This window comes from Bosea sp. ANAM02 (assembly GCF_011764485.1).
Lineage (GTDB): Bacteria > Pseudomonadota > Alphaproteobacteria > Rhizobiales > Beijerinckiaceae > Allobosea.
Map to the genome: position 1 here is coordinate 27342 of NZ_AP022848.1, position 20218 is coordinate 47559.

Consider the following 20218-nt stretch of genomic DNA (forward strand, 5'->3'; position numbering starts at 1 on the left):
GCACGTGGCGGCGAGTGATGACCACGTCCTCTCCTGCCAGAGCTTTCTCGATCAATTTGGACAGCTGGGATTTCGCATCGCGAACCGAAAACTGGAGCACGAGAATCTCCTCTAAATCGGCGCCCCAAGAACAGCTGCCGCTCCCGCCAACTCGCTTCGTTGAATTGGAGCTCAGGCAGCTGACCAGCGATCGAGCGCGAGCCCGCCGAGCGCTCGCGGCGCCTCTTCCCGATCGTAAATGTAGCCACCTATCTCCTTGTAAGGTACAAGCGGCGCGACGCCCAGCGGTCGCAAATCTTCGACCACCGAAAGCCCTATGCTGCACGGTGGCTGGACGCTCCTCGGCTGTCGCCGTACTGGCTGCGCCAACCCAAGCGAGGCTCCATCTCAGCCGCGGAGTGCTCGTCGGAACGTCGGCGCTGGCGTCTGGCTAGCGTGATCGACCGATAGTACCCTGCCCTGGCCCGCTTTCGACAAGGTGAGTGTAACGCATAGACCGCCACTGGCGCGGTTCTTCAAACTGATGAGCCCACCGTGCGTCTGGATCACAGATGCCGCGATGGTGAGCCCCAGGCCGGTTCCACCCGTCTCGCGACCGCGAGATTCTTCAAGCCGCACAAAGGGGTGAAACACGCGCTCCATATCAGGCTGCGGAATGCCGGGCCCTTTGTCGTCGACGGTGATGACGATCTGGTCTCCGGCCTCTGCAATCGTGACGCTGGCAGTATGGCCATATTTGACGGCATTGCCGATGACATTGGAGAAGGCGCGTTTCAGCGAGAGCACGCGCCCAAGTACCGGAGCGGAGGTGAGACCGGTCAGCGATACCTGGTGCCCCTGATCGAGATGATCATCGACGATGGTCTCGATAACGGAAGCGAGGTCAATCGGTCGGATAACTTCACTGGAAACGCCCCCGCGCAGATATTCCAGCGTCGAGTCGATCATCGCCTCCATCTCACCGAGATCGGCATCGATCAGGTCGCGTGTCGCTTCATCGTCGAGCAATTCGGAGCGGAGCCTAAGGCGCGTGATTGGAGTTCGCAGATCATGTGAGACCGCTGCCATCGCCTGCATGCGCTCAGTGACGAGGCGCTGGATCCGCTCGCGCATGGTGTTGAAGGCCCGCGCGGCACGGCGAACCTCGATCGGTCCGTTTTCGGCAAGCGGCTGGGGCACCTGGTCGAGACTGAAGCGCTCCGCCGCGATGGCGAGGTCCCGTAGCGGCCGTGTCGCCCAGCGCAGCAGCAGCAACGCGACGACGACGATTCCGACGCCGAAGCAGATCGTGACCGCGATCACACTCCAGTCGATATTCTGGTTCGCTCCAAGAGCCGAGGAGGAGAAATTCACCCAGGAGCCGTCATCCAACCGCACCGAGACCAGCATCATATGCCGGTAGGCATCGGCATCTCTGCTCCCCAACGCCCCATCATCCGCAAAACCGACTCGGAATGACTCCGCTGCGAGTTCGGGCGCCAGCTCTTTCAGCCGGGCCTCCATGATCGTGGTGCGTTCCGTCCTCGGCGCCGTGCCGAGGACGAGGCTGACCCTGCTCCAATGGACCTCAAGGCTGGCGCTCGACAGATCGTGCGCGGCTCGGTCGCGCTCTTGTCCGGCTGGGGCGCTGGCGATTGCTCGCTTAATCGAGACGATATGCTCGGCGAGGCCACGGTCGCGCCCTGCGGTCGCCAGGCTCTCGACGCCGACGCGATAAGCCCAGAAGCCGAGCAGATGAAAGGCGAGGAGCGCTGCCACCAGCACCATGATGGCGCGGCTGGCGACCGTGTCGGGCAAGAGGCGTTCGACCAGCTTCTTCAAGCGGGTTGTCCTTGCACGTGGACGTCTGACACAAACATGTAACCGGAGCCACGGACGGTTTTGATGAGCTGACCGCCGTTCGTAACCGCTTCAAGCTTGCGCCGCAGCCGGCTGATCTGAACGTCAATGGTCCGATCGAACGGATCGCCGCTGTTCCGGGCCTTTGCGAACTGCATCAGCGCCTCCCGCGACAGGACGCGGTTGGCGTGCTCCGCAAAGGCGACGAGAAGATCGAACTCTCCGGTTGAGAGATCGATCAGTGTTCCCGAAGGCGATTGCAGCTCTCTGCGGCGGAGATCCATCGACCAGCCATCGAACGTGACGATCTCGGAGCGGCGGGTTTCGGTGGTGCTGCGCGCCGTCCGAGAGCGACGCAGGACCGCTCGAATGCGCGCCAGCAATTCGCGCGGGCTGAATGGCTTGGTCACATAATCATCGGCACCGCCCTCGAGGCCTATGACTCGGTCGCTCTCCTCGCTGCGGGCCGTCAGCATGACGATGGGAATCTGGGACGCCATGCGAACGTCGCGGCAAAGCTCAACCCCGGACCGGCCCGGCAGCATCAGATCCAGCACGATCAGATCGATGGTCGTGCGGGCCAGGATATCCATCATGATGCGCCCGTCGGGTGCTCCGGTGACTTGATAGCCATGGCGTTGGAGGAAACGCGAAACCAGAAGCCTGATCTGCGGGTCATCGTCTACGACGAGTATATGCCCATGATCGTCGGCAACGCTCTTGATTGGATCTCGATCCATCTTTTGCTCGGCTTCCCGGAACAACCCTGTCGGTAGGGTGACGCTTCTTACCTTGCGGTGACTGCACAATAGCGCGCTTGTCCCGGTGTCGCCCGCGTTGCTTTGATACAATTTGTAACGGACGCCGCCGGCAGGCCGCTGCTACCTCTGTGTGGTCGAAACACGGGGAGCCGAGTCGTGACGTTCGTAAAGGTGCCGTTCCTGGCAGGTATAGGGCTGGCGTTAGGCGCCTGTTCGCTAACGCCCGTTCCCGAACATCTTGCCAAGCCGGCTGACCAGAATGTCCGCGTCCCTGCCGTCCAATACCGCAGTGTGACGGCCGGGGCCGCTACATACCGCCCGACCGATCCAAAGGATTGGCGCGAACTCAACCGTGACGTCGGCCCGAAGTCATGACGTCGCCCGCCGTATTCATTTCAGCGATTGATATTTCCCCGGAAAGGACAGCCTTGACCGCCCCAGCGACATCGAATGCCCGTCGCATGCTCCGTTTCGGGCTGCTCGCCGGAGCGGCTGCGCTGCTGGGAGGTTGTGCGAGCTTCTCCACCGATGGCGGCATGGCCACTGTGCAGACGGCGACCTATGCCGATATCGGCAAGGACGTAGCCAAGATCGGCGACGATCAGGCGGCGCTCACAGCGAAAGCGCGCGTCGATCAGCTGCTACGCAAGCCGCTAACGGCGGACACTGCCGTGCAGATCGCGCTGCTTAACAACCGCGGACTGCAGGCTGCCTTCAACGAACTCGGCATGGCCGAGGCCCAGATGGTCGCCGCCAGCTTGCCACCCAATCCACGCTTCGGCATCTCCAAGCTGTCCGGCCGCTTCGAGGTCGAGATCGAGCGCCAGATTGTCGGCAGCCTGCTGACACTGGCTACCCTGCCGGCCCGGGCGGAGATCGCCCGCGACCGCTTCGAGACGGCACAAATGCGCACTGCGGAGGCCGTCCTCAAGCTCGCGGCCGATACACGCCGCCAGTACTATCGAGCGGCGGCGGCTGATGCGCAGGTTGCCTTCTATCAGCAAGCCAAGGCTTCCGCCGATGCGGCTTCGGAGCTTTTCAAGCGGCTCGGTGAATCGGGCGGGGTCAATAAGATCGACCAGGCCCGCGAATTCGCCTTCGAGGCTGAGCTAACCGTACAGCTCGCGCAGGCGCGCCAGCTGCAGCGTCAGGAGCGCGAGCGGCTCGTCCGCCAGCTCGGGCTCTGGGGCGATGATCTTAAATTCCGGGTCGGCAGTTTGCCGCCGCTTCCGCGATTGCAATCGGTCAAGGCGGTCGAGGCCGAGGCGCTGCGCAAGCGCGTCGATCTCAGGATTGCGCGGGGCGAACTCGACACGCTCGCCAAGTCGCTCGGGCTCACCCAGGCCACGCGCTTCGTCAACGACATCGACCTGCTTGGCCGCCGCACCTATGACCGCGGCCGTATCATCGGCGAGGACGGTCATGTCGAGCGGGAATCCAGCCGCAGCAAGACGCTGGAGCTGGAGATCGACATCCCGATCTACGATTTCGGCCAGTCGAAGGTCGCGCTAGCCGAGCAGACCTACATGCAGGCTGCCAACAAGCTGGCGGAGAAGGCGGTCAATATTCGCTCGGAAGCGCGCGAAGCCTATACCGCCTATCGCGCCACCTACGACATCACGCGCCAGTACCAGAACAACGTGCTGCCTTTGCGCAAGATCATCCAGGATCAGTCACTGCTCCAGTACAGCGGCATGCTAACCGACGTCACGGATCTGATCACGGATTCGCGCAACCGCATCCTCTCGAATGTCGCGGCGATCAATGCCCGGCGCGACTTCTGGATCGCCCATACCGACTTCAAGCACGCGCTGATCGGCGGCGGCAGCGGAGGCGGCGGCGCTGCCACCGTCGCGGCGGCGAGCGGTGGTGAAGCTGGCGGCGGCCACTGAAGGATTTGCAAGAGATGACATCCCTATCTCGTAGAGGCTTCGTCGGTTCGTCGGGGCTCGTGCTGGCCGGAGCGACCGCTGTTTCGGGGCGCAGCGCCTTCGCGGCTGTGCCCGAAGCTCCAACTATGAAGGATGCAACGACGCAGGCGCCGCTGGTGCCGACGACTGGGCCGGACTACCAGCCGGTCGCGACGCTCAACGGCTGGTCGCTGCCCTGGCGGATGAACGGCGACTGGAAGGAGTTCCATCTCGTCGCCGAGCCGGTGGTGCGCGAGCTGGCGCCCGGCATGAAGGCCTATCTCTGGGGTTATAACGGCCAGTCGCCGGGGCCGACGATCGAGGCGGTCGAGGGCGACAAGGTTCGCATCTACGTCACCAACAAGCTGCCGGAGAACACGGCGGTGCATTGGCACGGCCAGCGCCTGCCCAACGGCATGGACGGCGTCGGCGGCTTGACGCAGCCGCATATCCCGCCGGGCAAAACCTTCGTTTACGAGTTCCAGCTCCGGCGCTCTGGTACCTTCATGTACCACCCCCATTCGGACGAGATGGTCCAGATGGCGATGGGTATGATGGGCTTCTTCGTCGTCCATCCGAAGGACCCGGCCTTCCGCCGCGTCGACCGTGACTTCGTCTTCCTGCTCAACGCCTTCGACATAGAGCCCGGCTCCTATGTGCCGAAGGTCAACACAATGCTCGACTTCAACCTGTGGGGCTGGAATAGCCGGGTCTTCCCAGGCATCGACCCGTTGGTGGTCGGCAAGAATGACAAGGTCCGGGTCCGCTTCGGCAACCTGACTATGACAAACCACCCGATCCACATGCACGGCTATGAGTTCAAGGTCTCCTGCACCGATGGTGGCTGGGTCGACCCAGCGGCGGCCTGGGACGAGGTCTCGATCGACGTCGCGGTCGGCCAGATGCGCGCCTTCGACTTTGTCGCCGACGAGCCCGGCGACTGGGCGATCCACTGCCACAAATCGCACCATACGATGAACGCCATGGGCCATTCGGTGAAGACTTATATCGGCGTTGGCAAGAAGGATCTGGCCAAGCGGATCGCCAAGATCGCACCCGGCTACATGCCGATGGGCTCGAACGGCATGGGCGAGATGGGCTCAATGGAAATGCCGCTCCCGGACAACACTCTGCCGATGATGACCGGGTTCGGACAGTTTGGCCCGATCGAGATGGGCGGCATGTTTTCGGTGGTGAAGGTCCGCGAGGGGCTGGCGAAGAACGATTACACGGACCCCGGCTGGTTTAAGCATCCGGAAGGCACCGTTGCGCACGAGTATAGGGGCGAGAAGCTTACCGAGGCCCCTCGTACGAAGGGCCCCGACAGCGGCGTTCAATCTGTCGACTGGCGGGTCAAAGATCCCCGCAAGCCGACGCTTGGGCCGAACGGAAAACCTCTGCCGGGAGCCGGTTCCGGCGGACATTCGAACCACTAATCACCAAGCAAGCCATTCAAGGAGCTTATCCATGACGAACAGAGCGTCTGTGCTGAAATTGGCAGTCTTTGCTTTCGTTCTATCCACTGGCGCGGCGCTCGCTGGGCCCGGCGCCGCCGGTCATCACGATGGTGAGGTAGCCTATGGCAAGCCGGGTGACCCCAAGAAGCCGTCTCGGCCCGTTCAGGTCGTGATGAGCGAGAAGGACGGGAAGATGTCCTTCATTCCTGACCGAATCGAGATCCGTCGCGGCGAGCAGGTCCGTTTCCAGCTGCGCAACAATGGTGAGCTCGACCACGAACTCGTGCTGGCGACCCTGGAGGAGAACCTCAAGCACGCCGTCGAGATGCAGAAGAACCCCGACATGGAGCACGATGATCCGAACGCCAAGCGGCTCGCGCCGAAGAAGGCTGGCGAGATCGTTTGGGCCTTCACCAAGCCGGGTGAGTTCGATTTCTCCTGTCTGATCCCCGGTCACCGTGAAGCTGGCATGACCGGCAAGATCATCGTCAAGTAGGCGATAACTCAGCGAAAGGAGTGTTCCCATGCTGAAAACTGCTGCCACCCTGGCTTTCCTGATCGTTGCGCTGCCGGCTGCCGCCCAGTCGGTCAACGGCACCATCACCAAAGTCGACGAGGCCCAGGGCAAGCTCACTATCAATCACGGGCCCATCAAGAATCTCGATATGGATGGCATGACCATGGTGTTCCGTGCTGGTGATGCGGCCATGCTTAAGGGGGTGAAGGCGGGCGACAAGATCAAGTTCGACGCCGATCGCGTCAATGGTCAACTCACCGTCACGAAGCTCCAGAAGTCCAAGTAAAGACGTGAAGCGGGCAAGCGCCCCGGCGTTTGCCCGCTCGGTTGAGTTCGATGCTGTCGAGCAAATTCAGAAGATGCTGCTGGGGCGCTTTGGCTCTGGCTTTCGTTGCTGGAGTCCAGTTTTCCTCCGGAGCGGTTGCAAGTGATGGCGAGCTGCAGCGCGTTCTTCTAGATGCAGGTTGCCCAAGCGCGACCGTCAACCAGCTGCCCGGTGAGAACCCGCAGGTTCGCACTTTCGAGGCCAAATGCCTCGCGGCCTCCAATACGGTTATCGGCGTTGTCTGCATTCAGAGCCGCTGCATGGTCAGTCCGAAGCGTGCGGAATAAAGCAGACGACGGCCTGGCAGGAGAGACCGACATGGTAGCGCGCCGTTCTATTGGCCGTGGGCTGACGGCAATCGCTCTGACGAGCGTCTCGATTTTGCCCCTTCTGTGGGGGCAGGCAAATGCTCAGATGGTCAAGATCGTCGGCATTGGCGCGAGCAGTTGCCAATATTTCGCACGAGAGACGAACGGCAAGCCAGAGGTCGAGAAGAATTTCTTTGCCTGGGCTCAGGGTTATATGAGCGGCCTCCTGTTGCGGGCGCCTCCTGGCAAGGATGAAGATTTGGACCTCGAGCCGGCGCTGCTGCCGTTGCTTAAGCAGGCTGAATTCCTCCGGAATTTCTGCGACCGGAATCCTGACGCCGATTTCAGCGACGGCGTGATCGAACTCTACAAGACGTTGCGCGCTCCGCCCAGCTGACGAGGCGGGAACTCACTGCGTCCATTGTAACGGACCGGGGCGAGGAGCGACTCTGCTTCCTCGGATGATGCCGCGCGTTCACTTTTAGAGCTGCTGACAGCGTGCAATACGCATTCAACCTTCTGCATGATCTCGTCCATCGGTTGATCGGCCTCGATTACCCTCACGGGCATTGGCTGATCAACATTGCTGCAACTTTGCTTTTCGTGATTGCGCCGGCGTGGACAATCTGGATTGCCATAAGCAGCCTCCTGCGCTGGTTTCGCGGTTTCCGCCGCCGCCGCGCCCGGTTTCGCGCTGCCGCTATTCGTGGTGCCGATCCGCGGCCGGAGAGCGCGCATGCGTCTTTGAACGCCTATATCATGCGCTCCACGGCGCGATCTCAGCTGAAGCTGGTCATCATATCGCTTTTCACGTTACCCACCGCTTGGTTGCTTCTCGAAATTCCCAAACACATCATCAATCACGCGTTGGCGGATCCCAACGAAAAAGGTCATCTGGCCATGACCTTTTTCGGGGTTCATCTGGATCGGATGACCCTGCTGTTTGCGTTATGCGCGAGCTACCTTGCGGCTTTGTCGGTGAACGGCCTGGTGAAGTATACGGCGACGCGGATACGGGGCCGTGTCAGCGAGCGGTTGGTGCGGCGGCTTCGTCTTGGCGTTTTGCGGACTGCAGCGCAGATGGGCGCGACCTCGGCGGAGCGCGCGCATTACTCGGCGGTCGTTGTTCAGGAAGTTGAGCCGATTGGCTATTTCGGCGGAAGCCTTGTTGTTGTGCCGGTCATCCAGGGCGGCGCCCTTCTGACCAGCATTCTGTTCCTAATGATGCAGAATCCAGCATTGGCATTGTCCGCCCTGCTGATGCTGCCGATTCAGCTCACATTCCTTCCTCGCTTACAGAAGCGCTTGAACAGGAAGGTGCGCGATCGTGTTCACTCGACGCGCGCTTTAGGGGGCCTTCTCGTCACCGATCATGCCGAGACAGGCTCCGTTGTCTCACTGGCTGAAAATCGGCCTTCGCCGGCCGGATCGCGTTTGCGTCGGCAAATGCTGATGACCGCTAGGCTAGAGGCGATCCGGGTCGAAATTAGCGATCTGAAGGGCCGCATCAAGGGCCTTTACAATTACACCTCCAACCTGACGCCGTTTTTCTTTTTCACGATCGGCGGCTTCCTCGTGGTGAGAGGGCAATTGTCCTTAGGCGCACTCGTTGCCGCTCTGGCAGCCTATCGCGAGATCGCGCCGGCGCTGCGAGAATTATTCGACTTCATCCAGAACTGGTCGGATGCCAAGGCTCGCTTCAGCGAGGTCATGAAAACTGCGCAACCGGCTGTGGCAATGGCACGTCCCGTCGAGACAAGCATCCGCGCGTCGTCAAGCGGTGAGAAATGGGTCCAGGGGAAGACCGGCTGATGCCAATTTTTGGTCTGCTTCGGTATTATGCCTGATCCGCAAACGCGGGATGCTGAGCGGCCCGAATGCATCAGCTCTTTCAGAACATACCCCGAAAGAAGCGGGATCGCAGCGACAGTTTCCGCGATCCCGTGCTGTCTTCGATTTATGAAGGTCTATTTTCGAGCTTTCTCGACTTCGCGCTTGACCAGTTCGTATAGCTGTCGAGGGCCGAACTCGGTGAGAGGCTCGCCGTTCACAAAGAAGGTCGGTGTCCGCGTCACCTCCAAGGTCTTTACGTCGGCGAGATCCTTCTCAAGGGTCGCATCGATCTCGGGCCGCGCGGCGTCTCGTTTGCCGCGCTCGACATCAAGGCCAGCTTCCCGAACCCGAGACCAAGCCTTTTCGATATCGGGCTTTTCGTGATCGGCCCACTCAGGCTGGAATTCCAAGAGGGCCTGGAGGGCCGGCTCGAACTTATCTTGACGCCGCGCCGCCTCAAGGATCTTGACCGCCACGTCCGAACCTTCATGGAATGCCGCGTAGCGGATGACGAGCCGGGCGTCGTTGGGAAACAGGGCCAGGATCTGCTTGAGCGGCGGATAGAAGGCACGGCAAGCCTCGCAGGACGGATCGAAGAACTCGACGATCGTGACAGGCGCATTAGCGGGGCCGATAACGGGCGAGTGATCCCGGACCAGCGCCTCGGCGCGGGTCGCAGCAATGACGCGAGCGCGTTTGGCTTGCTCGGTCTGATAGAAGACGGTTGCGCCGGAAAAGACCGCCAGTGCGACGATGCCGGTGAAGACGACGAGAGCGCGGCGGTTCATGACGAGGCCCTTGTTCTGGAGGCGATGAGCGCGAGTGCGATCGCGACGAAGGCCGCAAACGAGAGAACGGGCAACGGCAGCGTTCCGAAGAGCGTCATCTCGGCGCTGGCGCAGGACGGTCCCTGGGTACAGGGTTGGATGTTTTCCGGAATCAGACCGGCGTAGAGCAGGCTGTGGAATCCCGCGATCAGCATGCCGATGGCCGCGAGAGGCAGTGCGTAGCGCCACGCGCCGGTATCGCCACGGAAACTCGCCACTGCGAGCAGAACCGCCAGCGGAAACATGAAGGCGCGCTGGTGCCAGCAGAGGCTGCAAGGCGCCTGGCCGATGACCTCGCCGATGAAGAGTGCGCCGAGGCTCGCCACGACCGCAAGGATCCAGGCGATGAATAGATAGATCCAGCGGTCCTTTCCGCTGGCGACCATGTCGCTGCTTGTCATGTGGAAATTTGTTCCTTTCATCCGATCGTTGCGAGAATTGGGAAGGTTTCAAGAAGCCAGAACGCCATCGTGGAAAGCTGGCCGGACATCATGGCGAGCCCCATCAGGATCATCGCGATTCCGGCGACGACCTGCAGGCGGCGCCCCGCGACGCGCATCCGCCGCAGCTGAGTCGTGATGCCGTCTGCGAACAGGGCTGTCAGGAGGAAGGGTAGTGCCAGGCCGAGCGAGTAGATGCTCAGCAGCGCAACGCCGGTGGACGGCGTCGGAGCGGTCGCGCCAACTGTCAGGATCGCGCCGAGAACCGGACCGATGCAGGGCGTCCACCCGAAGGCGAAGGCGAGGCCGAGCAGATAAGCTCCCATCGGCCGGCCGCCTGCGATCGAGGGATTGAAGCGCAGCTCCCGTTCGAGCCAGGGAAGGCGCACCAGCCCCGCTGTGAAGATGCCGAAGACGACGACGATCGCACCGCCGACGATACCAGCTTCGTAGCGGTAGCCCAGCAGGAGCCGACTGAGCGCCGTTGCTCCTGCGCCGAGCATGACGAAGACCGTCGAGAAGCCGAGCGCAAACCAAAAACTCATGGCGAGGGCGTTGATCCGCGACGTGGCTCGCGAGCGCGTGCCGATCGCTGCCGAGCCGCCGGCAATGTAGGAGATATAGCCGGGAACGAGCGGCAGCACACAAGGCGACAGGAACGAGACCGCGCCGGCCGCGAACGCTGCCAGGATGCTGATGTTAGCGATTTCCATCAAGGGGCGACCTTGTCCGGTTTGTCCGCAAGCAGCGACGCGATCTCCTGCGTCGCGGCCGCTTCGTCCCAGGCTCTGGCTCCGTACCAGCGACGCCGCTCCAGGCCATCGGGCCCGAGCAGGATCGTGGTCGGAAGCCCGGAAATCGAGAAGTGCCGTACCGCTCCGCCCTCCGGGTCGAGATAAACGGCGAGGTCGGCAACGCCGAGCTCCTCGATCAGCGGCTTGACGATCTCCGCTCCCTCGCGGTCGACAGAGAGGGCGATGATCACGAGAGGCCGCCCCTGCGACTGACGATGGAGTCGCGCGAGCGCCGGCATCTCCTGTCGGCAGGACCAGCACCACGTCGCCCAGACCGTCAGCAGTACGGCCCGACCGCGAAAGTCCGCGAGGGTCTCGCGGCCGCCATCGAGCCGTTGAATGGCAAGCGTATTGCCACTTCGGGCCCGCGGAGCCCCGTCGCCAATCACGACATAGGCAGTCGATGCGGCCAGCGTCGCCATGACGACGGTCGATAGCGTGAGCCATCCGGATTTGGTCGTTGGGCCGATCAAGCTCGGACCTCGAAACATGAGCTGGTCGCGTGCCGCTGATTGGGCCGGGCGAGAGGTGTCGCGCAGGGCCGGATCGGCGGATCGGAACGGATTGAGCGCCGTGTCGCCGCAAGCCTCGCGCGAGGCTTGACCGTTCAGCCGTTAAGGGGCGGTCCTGTCGCCCTCGGCGGCCCTTCCGGCTCTGCCGCAGCGAAGGGAACTGATCGCTGAATGAAGGTAGCCGTGGCAGCGTCGGTGCGCGTAGCAACCATTGTGGAGACGCTCGGCGGCATCAGCGGCGCCAGCGCAACCGATTTGGCCCAGACGCAGCAGGTGTTGACGCCCTCGATGTGGGCCGCCGCCGGAACGCCTTTCGACTCTGGCGTCGTGCCACAGATCTCGGTGAGCGAAATCTCGCCAGCATTGAACTTCACGGCGAGATGGCTGCTTCCGGCCAGAGCGCTCGCCATCAACTGGAAGAGGAGCACGAGACCACAAGCAGCGGCCAACAGGCCGCGCCCCATCTCCTGCCATGTGCGAGCGGACATCATCGCGGGACGCTAACCCGGCAGCGCGCGAGCGGGCAATGCGGGCCGGTCCTGCTCGCGCTCTGTTGACCGTTCAAGAAGCAGTCGAGCCCACTCATTGCGCCGCCTGCGTTACCTTTTTGATGTGGCCCTCAATTTCGGCGATGCTTGCCGCATGGTCCCATTCCTTCGCCCCGGCCCAGCGCGCAATCTCGCGGCCGGTAGGATCGATCAGCAGCGTTGTCGGCAGGCCGGTGATCTTCAGCGTCGACATGCTGCGCGCCTCGCGATCGAGATAGATCGCGAGATTGGCGATGCCGGTCCGCTTGAAGAAGGGCTGGACCACATCAAGGCCCTGTCGGTCGATCGAAAGGGCGACGACCTCGAAGGTATCAGCGCCCATCGCCGCCTGCAGACGATCGAGCGACGGCATCTCCTTGACGCAGGGCGGGCACCATGTGGCCCAGATGTTGAGCAGAACGAAACGGCCACGGAACTCGGCCAACGACAGTTTGCGCCCGTCGGCCGTCTCGAACGCGATCGCGGCAGAGGACGTCATCGTCGGGCCCGACCGGCTCCACAACAGGAACATGCCGGCAGCCACTGCGACCGAAAGCGGAACGGCCGCGATGGTCAACCTGCGACGGGTAGCGTTCATTCCAGCACCATGCGGATCTTTGCCAGCGCCGAGGCGTCCTCCTCGTGATAGTCGATCATGGTTCGGAAGCTGCCGTCCGCCCTCATCAGATAGACCGAGGCCGAATGGTCCATGGTGTAGCCGTTGTCTGTCGGGACTTTCTTTGCATAGCCCTTGTAGGCCTTCAGCGCGGCATCAACTTGCTCCCGCGACCCGGTCAAACCAACGACGCGCGGATCGAAGGACTGAAGATACAAGGCGAGTTGTTCCGGCGTATCACGCTCGGGGTCGACGGTGATCAATAGCACCTGAAGCTGGTCCGCGCTGGGGCCAATCTGCTTCGTAAGATTGGCCATCTGGACAAGAGTCGTCGGGCAGACTTCAGGGCAATTCGTGAAACCAAAAAACACCGCCATCGGCTTGCCGCGGAATTCCCTGTCGGTCACGGTCTTGCCGGCCTGGTTGACCAGCGTGAACGGTCCGCCGATTGCAGGCGCATTCTGCCCGACCGTAGCCGCCCGTCCCGGGCCTTCCACCCGCCACCATCCAAGCAAAATGGCGGCCGAGACGAATGAGACGATGGCGACCGCGCTCCAGGCGCCGTAGCGAACCCATTTCAGGATCGGCATGAGGGCCTCAATGTGTCGCGTGGCCGGGAGTGGCTTGAGGCTGCGCGCCGATGCCCTGGACCTGGAATTCGACCTCCACCGGACCGGCCCTCTCGAAGCGCAGGCTCGCCTTGACCGTGTCGCCCTGCTTCAGCTGTCCTTTCAGGTCGACCAACATCAGGTGGATGGCGTTGGGCCTGAGCTCGACGGTTTCGCCGGGCCCAACAGCAACCCCCTCAGTCTTTTCCCGCATCCGGGCGATGCCGTCGGTGAAGGTACTTTCATGAATTTCGAGGCGGGCCGCTGCTTCGGTCGTGCCGCCGAGCAGCCGATCCGGCGCCGTGCCGCTGTTCTCAATCTTCAGATAGCCGCCACCGACCTTAGCAGCAGGCGGCGTCGCGCGGGCCCAGGGGTGTCCGATCTTGAGCGAGCCGACTGCATAATCGTGCGCGGATGCTACGGTGGGGAACTGGGCGAATGAGAGGGCTGCCGCGACGGCGCCCATGACGAGACGGTTCATGGAAACATGTCCTCGATTGGTGAAGATGCCGGCAGGGCCGGCGCGGATCACGCAGCGAGGAGGGGCGGGGCGCGTGAGCCCTGTGCGGTCACCGCCCGGAAAGGAGGCTCGCGCAGTTTCTCAAAGGCCCCGACAAGTCGTGCCGAGCGTTCGGTTCGGTAGACGACGCCTGTCGCCGGGGTGGTAGGGGGTGCGAAGGGGTCGAGTCCGACGGAGAGCGTCCAGGCGCAGCAGGACGATTGCGCGGAAAGATGATGCGCGGGCGGGTCCTGCGTGTCGTCACCGAGAACCTGCTCGCCGGAGCACAGCGTCAGGACGCCGGCGGGCAGCTCGCTCGCCATGGCGAGCCGGGCGCTTGCCTGCGTTGGCAGGAGCGAGCCTTGCAGCAGCAGCGCATAGGCGAGCGCCACCGCTAGCAGGCTTCGCGTCACGTGCTGGATCGCTCTTCGTCTCACGATACCTCGGCTAGCGATGGATCGTCATTCCTGCAATGCGACCATAAGCAGCGATCATCCGATCGCGAGGTCGATCAGCAGTTTGATATTGAGCACGATAATGATGGCCGCGACCAGACTGGCGACGATTGTCAGCCAACGTGGGGCGACCAGTTCGCCCATCTTGGCTCTCGAGGCCGTGAACATGATGAGCGGGACGATCGCGAATGGCAGTTGAAGGCCAAGGATCACCTGGCTCAGGATAAGAAGCTTCGCTGTCTCGCCCGATCCGTAGAGCCAGGTAACCAGGATCGCGGGAACGATCGCCACCAGCCGTGTCACCAGCCGCCGCATCCAGGCTGGCAGCTTAATGTCGAGAAAGCCCTCCATGACGATCTGCCCGGCCATCGTCGCCGTCACGGTCGAGTTCAGCCCGCAGCACAGCAGGGCGATCGCAAAGAGAGCTGGAGCAATCGACGCGCCAAGAAGCGGTGCCAGCAGTTCGTGAGCGCGCCCCAACTCGGCGACTTCAGTTTGACCTCCCTTATGGAAGGTGGCTGCCGCCAGGATCAGAATCGAGGCGTTGATGGTGAGCGCGAACATCAGCGCAATCGTCGAATCGAGCGTAGCCCATTTCAATGCATCGCGCTTTTCCGGCAGGCTCTCGCCATAGGCGCGCGTCTGCACAATTCCAGAATGCAGATAGAGGTTATGCGGCATTACGGTTGCGCCGATGATGCCGAGCGAAAGATAGAGCATCTGCGGGTTGCTCACGATCTCCGTCGTTGGCGCGAAACCGCGGATCACCTCGCCCCAGTTTGGATCGGCAAGGCCGATTTGAACGCCAAAGCTGATCGCGATGACACCGAGAAGCGTGATGATGAAGGCTTCGACCCAGCGAAAGCCCTTGGTTTGCAACCACAGGATGACGAAGACGTCGAGCGCCGTGACGAGGACCCCGATTTCCAGCGGCAAGCCGAACAGCAGGTTGAGCGCTATAGCAGTGCCGATCACTTCGGCGAGATCGGTGGCGCAGATCGCCAGTTCCGCCAGTGCCCAGAGCGGCCATGAAACGGAGCGGGGAAAGGCATCACGACAAGCCTGGGCGAGGTCGCGCCCGGTCGAGACGGCCAGCCGCGCGCAAAGAGACTGCAGGATGATCGCCATGATGTTGGAGATCAGCGCGACGACGAGCAGCGCGTAGCCGAACTGCGCCCCTCCCGCCAGCGAGGTCGCCCAATTGCCGGGATCCATATAGCCAACCGCGACGAGATATCCCGGGCCGAGGAAGGCGAGAAAGCGGCGCCAGGGCGTTGCGCCGGAATGGACGGTGATCGAGCGAAACACATCGAGCATTGAGGGCTCGCCGCGCTTCCTGCGCCAGCCGGATTCGGTGATCTCTGAACCACTCACAACGACCGCCCCAAGTAAATGCAATTCAGTTGCAATAGCATGAAGGCACTTTGTGTCAAGGATGGGGATTTCACAAGCCATGCCTCACCACACCGCCCGACCGCGCCAACAGGCCGTGCTGCAATTCTTCGAGATCGATTCACATTTCGCTTGAACCTGAAGTCACTAGAGGTCGTACAGAGAGCTCTCTCTGTCCGCAGCAGTAGGAGGCACTCATGGCCGCAAACAGCGAGAGCAAGCGTCAGCCGCTGAGCTGGAAGATCAGCGGCATGGACTGCGCGAGTTGCGTGGCCAAGGTGCGTGGCGCCGTCGAGAAGATGCCAGGGGTTGCTGATGTAAGCCTCTCGCTGATGTCGGAGACGCTGAAGCTGACGCTCGATGAATCCCGCACGTCGCGCGAGACGGTCGAGAAGCGCGTGAAGAGCCTCGGTTTCGGGGCCTCCCCGATGGCGACCAACGCACCAGGCGAGAAAGCGGAAGCAGGTAAAGCGGCGGCAAATTGCGGCTGCGGCCACGATCACGACCGTCAGCATGATCATCACGATCATCGCCCCGCGGAGACGGCGCCTGCAGCCGATACGACATCGATCCATGCCCTCGCATGGAAGATCGGCGGCATGGATTGCGCGAGCTGTGTCGCCAAGGTGCGTGGCGCCGTGGAGAACATGCCGGGCGTCACCGGCCTCAATCTATCGCTGATGTCTGAGACCTTGAGACTGACGCTGGACGAGACGAAGACGAAGGCCGAGGCGATCGAGAAGCGGGTTGCGGGACTTGGCTATTCGGTGGCCAGGATAGCCGATACCTCTTCCCTGCCGGCGCAGAGCCAGGCCTGCTGCGGGCACGACCACAAACATGAGCACGCGCATGATCACGGCAAGGGCCATGGCCATGCACATGGCGCCCATCAACACGATCGCGCTGGGACCGCCCTTGCCGATCAGAAAGGGCAGACTGAGAGGCACGATCACGGGCATGGCGCGGCCGGCCACGTTCACGAGGTCACGCCAGCGGGCATGTCCTGGTATCAGACCAACAAGGGCCGCTTGGTCCTTCTGACGGGTGCCTTGCTGGCAGGAGCCTGGGGAGCGAGCCTCGTCTGGCACGATGCGTCGTACTGGCTGTTCTTCGCGGCCTGCGTGATCGGCCTGCTTCCGGTGGCGCGCCGCGCGTTTGCAGCAGTCGCGGCCGGAATGCCCTTCACGATCGAGATGTTGATGACGATCGCAGCGACAGGCGCGTTGCTGATTGGTGCGGCGGAGGAGGCTGCACTCGTCGTCTTCCTCTTCGCCGTCGGCGAGGTCCTGGAGGGGGTCGCAGCCGATCGGGCGCGCAACTCGATCCGGGCGCTCGGCGAACTGGTGCCGAAGACGGCAATTGTCGAGGAGAATGGTGGGACGCGGCAGGTCGATGCTGCGACGCTTGCGATCGGTCAGACGGTTCTCGTCCGACCGGGCGATCGCATTCCCGCCGATGGCGAGATCGTCAACGGTGTCTCCGGGATCGACGAAAGCCCCGTGACCGGCGAATCGGTGCCGAAGACCAAGGGTATCGGCGAACCTGTGTTCGCGGGGTCGGTCAATCGCGAGGCGGCGCTGCGCGTACGCGTCACAAAGGCGGCTGAAGACAATACCATCGCCCGTATCATCAGGCTCGTGGAAGAGGCGCAGGAGGCACGCGCGCCGACGGAGCGCTTCATCGACCGGTTCTCCCGCGTCTATATGCCCATCATCGTCGGGCTCGCCGTTCTGGTCGCGCTCGTGCCACCGCTTGCCTTCGGTGCCGATTGGGGCATGTGGATCTATCGGGCGCTGGCGCTGCTGCTGATCGGGTGCCCTTGTGCGCTGGTGATTTCAGTGCCGGCCTCGATCGCCGCATCGCTGTCCACGGGGGCACGGCAGGGGCTTCTGCTCAAAGGCGGCGTCGTCATCGAAGCCGCCGCCAAGACGGGCGTGGTTGCCTTCGACAAAACGGGTACCTTGACCGCCGGCACTCCGCGGGTGACCGGAGTCGTCGCGATTGGCGAGGAAGAGCGCAGGGTCGTGGAATTGGCCGCCTCGGTTGAGACCGGGTCGAGCCACCCGCTGGCCCTGGCTATTCTTGAGCGTGCAAAGGCGCATGCGATCAACGTTCGTCCCGCTGAGGACGTAGCTGCGATCGCCGGCCAGGGTGTTACGGGTGCGCTTGACGGTGTCTCCATCTTCGTTGGGGCGCCGCGCCACGCCGTTTCCCGTGCCGCCTTCGACGAGACAGCCAAAGCTAGAGTCGAAAGCCTCGAAGGCGACGGCAAGACGGTTGCGGCCGTTATTGCCGACGGAGCACTCGCAGGACTGATCGCGTTACGCGATGAGCCACGTGACGACGCCGCTGCGGCGGTGGCAGAGCTCAAGGAACTCGGAATTCGTTCGCTCATGCTGACTGGTGACAACGCCCGGACCGGCAATGCCATCGCTGCGTCTCTCGGCATGGAAGCGAAAGCCGAGCTGATGCCAGACGATAAGGTCGCGGCGATCCGGGAGCTGTCGGCCAAGACGCCGGTAATGATGGTCGGCGACGGAATCAACGACGCGCCTGCTCTCGCGGCTGCGAGCCTCGGCGTCGCCATGGGTTCGGGCACCGATGTCGCTCTTGAAACCGCGGACGGCGCGATCCTGAAAAGCCGGGTGCGTGACGTTCCAGCGATGATCCGCCTGGCGCGGGCGACGATGGGGAATATCCGGACCAATATCGCGATCGCGCTCGGGCTCAAAGCGGTCTTTCTGGTGACCAGCGTGCTCGGCTACACGGGACTGTGGGTCGCAATTCTCGCGGATACGGGCGCGACGGTGATCGTGACGGCCAATGCTCTTCGGCTTCTACGCTTCAATGCGAGCCGCGTGGCCTGATCCGCCATGTCGGGCATGGAGATCGCCAGTTATCTGATGGGCGTTGCCTACGTCGTCGGCTTGCTGGCGCTCTCTGCGACGCTCGCGCGGAAATCAGACCGATCGGTCTGGCTGTTCGGCAAGGGCGCGCAGTCGCAGGCTGTGCCAGCTCTGTTGTTCAAGCTCGCATTCGCCGGCGCAGTCGTCTGGCCATTGCTCGGGACACTCGGAAATCCGTTCAGGCTCGACCCATTGACCAGCTGGCTCAGCGGTACGTGGTTCGATGTCGTTGGCCATATGCTGGTCGTTATCGGCTTTTGCCTTGCCATCATCGCGCAGCGCCACATGGGGAACTCATGGCGGATCGGTGCGGCGGAAGGCGAGGTCGGTGTCATTGTCGATAGCGGTCCCTTCGCCATCTCGCGCAATCCGGTTTTTCTCGGACAGGCGATGCTTTTTCTGGGTCTATTCCTCGTTTTGCCCAGCCTGATCCAGGCGATCCTCACCCTTGCTCTCCTTTTGGCCATCACGCTGCAGGTCCGCATCGAGGAGCGGGTCCTGCTTCAAAGCCTGGGTGAGCCATACCGGGTCTATTGCGCCCGCGTTCGGCGATGGCTTGGTACCTATTCTTCACGATCGGAGTCTGGCCGATGATGACGACAACGAAACGTCTGGGCCAGGTGCTGTTCTGGGCGACGGCCGCCGCAGCGTTGGATCAGCTCACCAAATGGCTGATTCTGACAAAGGTGATGACGCCGCCGCGCATCATCGAGTTGACCCCATTCTTCAATCTGCGGCTGGGCTTCAACTACGGTGTCAGCTTTGGCTTTGGCAGCGACTGGCTCGATGCTTGGCCCTCAGGCCTGGCCGCCTTCAAGCTCATGGTGGCGGTGGGTTTGCTCGTCTGGGCGGTTCGGAGCCACTCGCGTTTCGAGCGGATCGGCCTGGCCTTGATTGCGGGTGGCGCGCTGGGCAACGCCCAGGACCGCTGGCGCCAAGGCGCGGTGACGGATTTCCTCGATTTGCACTGGGGCGATTGGCATTGGCCGACCTTTAATGGGGCAGACATCGCCATCAGCAGCGGTGTTTTGCTGATCTTGATGGCGAGTCTGTCGCTATCTGCGTCAAATCGAGTTCGCGCGAAATCGAGCGCGGAAGGTCATGCGAAATGATCCGCGCTGCCATCCGTCAGTTCGTCAGCGCCCTGGGGCATGCCGAGCGGGTTGAAACACCCACAGGCAAAGCCATCGCTCGAACCGTTGGCCTGGCCTTGATCGGCATCGGTCCGTTCTTGCTGCTAGGGCTCTCGCATATCGAACCGGCAGCACGGGCAAATGGCGTATCGGTCATCCACCCCTGGACGCGGGGGATGGCGCTCGTCGGAGATGAGCTGCCGGTCTACGTGACCATCGAGAATACCGGCAAGGCAATCGATCGGCTCATCGCTGTCGAGACGCCCGTGGCGGCCAGTGCAGTGTTTGAGAATGTGGCCAATCGCGCCACAAGAGCGCGGAACACCGAGATTGACGAGATTGTGCTGGCGCCCGAAACCAAGACGGGCCTGAAACCCGATCAACGCCAGATCAGACTGGTTGGGTTGAAGCAGAAGATCGAACCCGGCGGCACGATCCCGGTTTCGTTCGTCTTTGCTCGTGCGGGGCGCGTGACAGCCGATGTCCGTGTCGAAAACTTCGGTCAGCCTGCTCATGACGATCATTCTTGATCCATCCGCACCGCGACAATTGACTCGGA

Annotated in this window: 22 protein-coding genes; 11 read left to right on the plus strand and 11 right to left on the minus strand. The window is 62.5% G+C overall.

Translation table 11 applies throughout. The features are described from left to right. Nucleotides 1-387: 387 nt before the first annotated feature. On the minus strand, nucleotides 388-1821 hold the full coding sequence (locus tag OCUBac02_RS00100) for an ATP-binding protein (protein WP_173042980.1): 1434 nt from the start codon (nucleotides 1819-1821) through the stop codon (nucleotides 388-390). Further along, nucleotides 1818-2579 carry a response regulator gene (locus OCUBac02_RS00105; RefSeq protein WP_173042981.1) on the minus strand — a complete coding sequence of 254 codons (762 nt, stop codon included), beginning with the start codon at nucleotides 2577-2579 and terminating at the stop codon, nucleotides 1818-1820. The genes OCUBac02_RS00100 and OCUBac02_RS00105 overlap by 4 nt, the downstream gene beginning before the upstream one ends. Before the next feature lie 482 nt (nucleotides 2580-3061). Here OCUBac02_RS00105 and OCUBac02_RS00110 point away from each other — a divergent pair, with 482 nt between their 5' ends. The 6 genes from OCUBac02_RS00110 to OCUBac02_RS00135 all read left to right on the plus strand — a co-directional run bounded on the left by OCUBac02_RS00110 (nucleotide 3062) and on the right by OCUBac02_RS00135 (nucleotide 8929). Then, nucleotides 3062-4492, plus strand: coding sequence for a TolC family protein (locus OCUBac02_RS00110; RefSeq protein ID WP_173042982.1), 1431 nt, complete (start codon nucleotides 3062-3064; stop codon nucleotides 4490-4492). A gap of 14 nt (nucleotides 4493-4506) precedes the next feature. Further along, nucleotides 4507-5946 carry a multicopper oxidase family protein gene (locus tag OCUBac02_RS00115; RefSeq protein ID WP_173042983.1) on the plus strand — a complete coding sequence of 480 codons (1440 nt, stop codon included), beginning with the start codon at nucleotides 4507-4509 and terminating at the stop codon, nucleotides 5944-5946. Nucleotides 5947-5977: 31 nt separating this feature from the next. Then, complete coding sequence (locus OCUBac02_RS00120) at nucleotides 5978-6463, plus strand: cupredoxin domain-containing protein (protein ID WP_173042984.1); 486 nt, start codon at nucleotides 5978-5980, stop codon at nucleotides 6461-6463. 28 nt (nucleotides 6464-6491) lie between these two features. Then, nucleotides 6492-6770 carry a copper-binding protein gene (locus OCUBac02_RS00125; protein ID WP_173042985.1) on the plus strand — a complete coding sequence of 93 codons (279 nt, stop codon included), beginning with the start codon at nucleotides 6492-6494 and terminating at the stop codon, nucleotides 6768-6770. Nucleotides 6771-7127: 357 nt separating this feature from the next. Then, nucleotides 7128-7514, plus strand: a complete 387-nt coding sequence (locus OCUBac02_RS00130; RefSeq protein WP_244639039.1) for a hypothetical protein — start codon at nucleotides 7128-7130, stop codon at nucleotides 7512-7514. Nucleotides 7515-7615: 101 nt separating this feature from the next. Continuing rightward, entirely contained in the window at nucleotides 7616-8929 is a 1314-nt protein-coding gene (locus OCUBac02_RS00135) for a multidrug ABC transporter ATPase (protein WP_197933294.1), read from the plus strand. A 155-nt stretch (nucleotides 8930-9084) separates the two neighbouring features. On the opposite strand, the gene OCUBac02_RS00140 is transcribed toward OCUBac02_RS00135, so the two are convergent. Genes OCUBac02_RS00140 through OCUBac02_RS00155 form a run of 4 tightly spaced genes read right to left on the minus strand, consistent with a single transcriptional unit; the run spans nucleotide 9085 to nucleotide 11433 of the window. Next, nucleotides 9085-9738, minus strand: a complete 654-nt coding sequence (locus tag OCUBac02_RS00140) for a DsbA family protein (protein ID WP_173042986.1) — start codon at nucleotides 9736-9738, stop codon at nucleotides 9085-9087. After that, complete coding sequence (locus tag OCUBac02_RS00145) at nucleotides 9735-10178, minus strand: disulfide bond formation protein B (RefSeq protein WP_244639040.1); 444 nt, start codon at nucleotides 10176-10178, stop codon at nucleotides 9735-9737. The genes OCUBac02_RS00140 and OCUBac02_RS00145 overlap by 4 nt, the downstream gene beginning before the upstream one ends. Nucleotides 10179-10195: 17 nt before the next feature. Further along, nucleotides 10196-10930, minus strand: coding sequence for a cytochrome c biogenesis CcdA family protein (locus tag OCUBac02_RS00150; protein ID WP_173049183.1), 735 nt, complete (start codon nucleotides 10928-10930; stop codon nucleotides 10196-10198). Beyond that, nucleotides 10930-11433: a TlpA family protein disulfide reductase gene (locus OCUBac02_RS00155; protein ID WP_173042987.1), complete on the minus strand. Its 504-nt coding sequence runs from the start codon at nucleotides 11431-11433 to the stop codon at nucleotides 10930-10932. Before OCUBac02_RS00155 ends, OCUBac02_RS00150 begins: the two co-directional genes overlap by 1 nt. Before the next feature lie 261 nt (nucleotides 11434-11694). On the opposite strand from OCUBac02_RS00155, the gene OCUBac02_RS00160 reads away from it, so the two are divergent. Beyond that, on the plus strand, nucleotides 11695-12027 hold the full coding sequence (locus tag OCUBac02_RS00160; RefSeq protein WP_173042988.1) for a hypothetical protein: 333 nt from the start codon (nucleotides 11695-11697) through the stop codon (nucleotides 12025-12027). A gap of 78 nt (nucleotides 12028-12105) precedes the next feature. On the opposite strand, the gene OCUBac02_RS00165 is transcribed toward OCUBac02_RS00160, so the two are convergent. The 5 genes from OCUBac02_RS00165 to OCUBac02_RS00185 form a co-directional block, all read right to left on the minus strand. Continuing rightward, nucleotides 12106-12648 carry a TlpA disulfide reductase family protein gene (locus OCUBac02_RS00165; RefSeq protein WP_173042989.1) on the minus strand — a complete coding sequence of 181 codons (543 nt, stop codon included), beginning with the start codon at nucleotides 12646-12648 and terminating at the stop codon, nucleotides 12106-12108. Continuing rightward, nucleotides 12645-13256: an SCO family protein gene (locus OCUBac02_RS00170; protein WP_173042990.1), complete on the minus strand. Its 612-nt coding sequence runs from the start codon at nucleotides 13254-13256 to the stop codon at nucleotides 12645-12647. Before OCUBac02_RS00170 ends, OCUBac02_RS00165 begins: the two co-directional genes overlap by 4 nt. 7 nt (nucleotides 13257-13263) lie before the next feature. After that, nucleotides 13264-13755: a copper chaperone PCu(A)C gene (locus OCUBac02_RS00175; protein WP_173042991.1), complete on the minus strand. Its 492-nt coding sequence runs from the start codon at nucleotides 13753-13755 to the stop codon at nucleotides 13264-13266. A 47-nt stretch (nucleotides 13756-13802) separates the two neighbouring features. After that, nucleotides 13803-14186, minus strand: coding sequence for a hypothetical protein (locus tag OCUBac02_RS00180; protein WP_173042992.1), 384 nt, complete (start codon nucleotides 14184-14186; stop codon nucleotides 13803-13805). Nucleotides 14187-14264: 78 nt separating this feature from the next. Next, complete coding sequence (locus tag OCUBac02_RS00185; RefSeq protein WP_173042993.1) at nucleotides 14265-15683, minus strand: Nramp family divalent metal transporter; 1419 nt, start codon at nucleotides 15681-15683, stop codon at nucleotides 14265-14267. Nucleotides 15684-15817: 134 nt separating this feature from the next. Here OCUBac02_RS00185 and OCUBac02_RS00190 point away from each other — a divergent pair, with 134 nt between their 5' ends. From OCUBac02_RS00190 to OCUBac02_RS00205, 4 genes are read left to right on the plus strand one after another with little or no spacing between them, the layout of a single operon-like run. Continuing rightward, entirely contained in the window at nucleotides 15818-18487 is a 2670-nt protein-coding gene (locus tag OCUBac02_RS00190; RefSeq protein ID WP_173042994.1) for a heavy metal translocating P-type ATPase, read from the plus strand. Between the two features lie 6 nt (nucleotides 18488-18493). Then, nucleotides 18494-19120 carry a methyltransferase family protein gene (locus OCUBac02_RS00195; protein WP_173042995.1) on the plus strand — a complete coding sequence of 209 codons (627 nt, stop codon included), beginning with the start codon at nucleotides 18494-18496 and terminating at the stop codon, nucleotides 19118-19120. Further along, entirely contained in the window at nucleotides 19117-19638 is a 522-nt protein-coding gene (gene lspA, locus OCUBac02_RS00200) for a signal peptidase II (protein WP_244639042.1), read from the plus strand. Before OCUBac02_RS00195 ends, lspA begins: the two co-directional genes overlap by 4 nt. Further along, complete coding sequence (locus OCUBac02_RS00205) at nucleotides 19635-20189, plus strand: copper chaperone PCu(A)C (protein ID WP_173042996.1); 555 nt, start codon at nucleotides 19635-19637, stop codon at nucleotides 20187-20189. Before lspA ends, OCUBac02_RS00205 begins: the two co-directional genes overlap by 4 nt. Nucleotides 20190-20218: the final 29 nt, after the last annotated feature.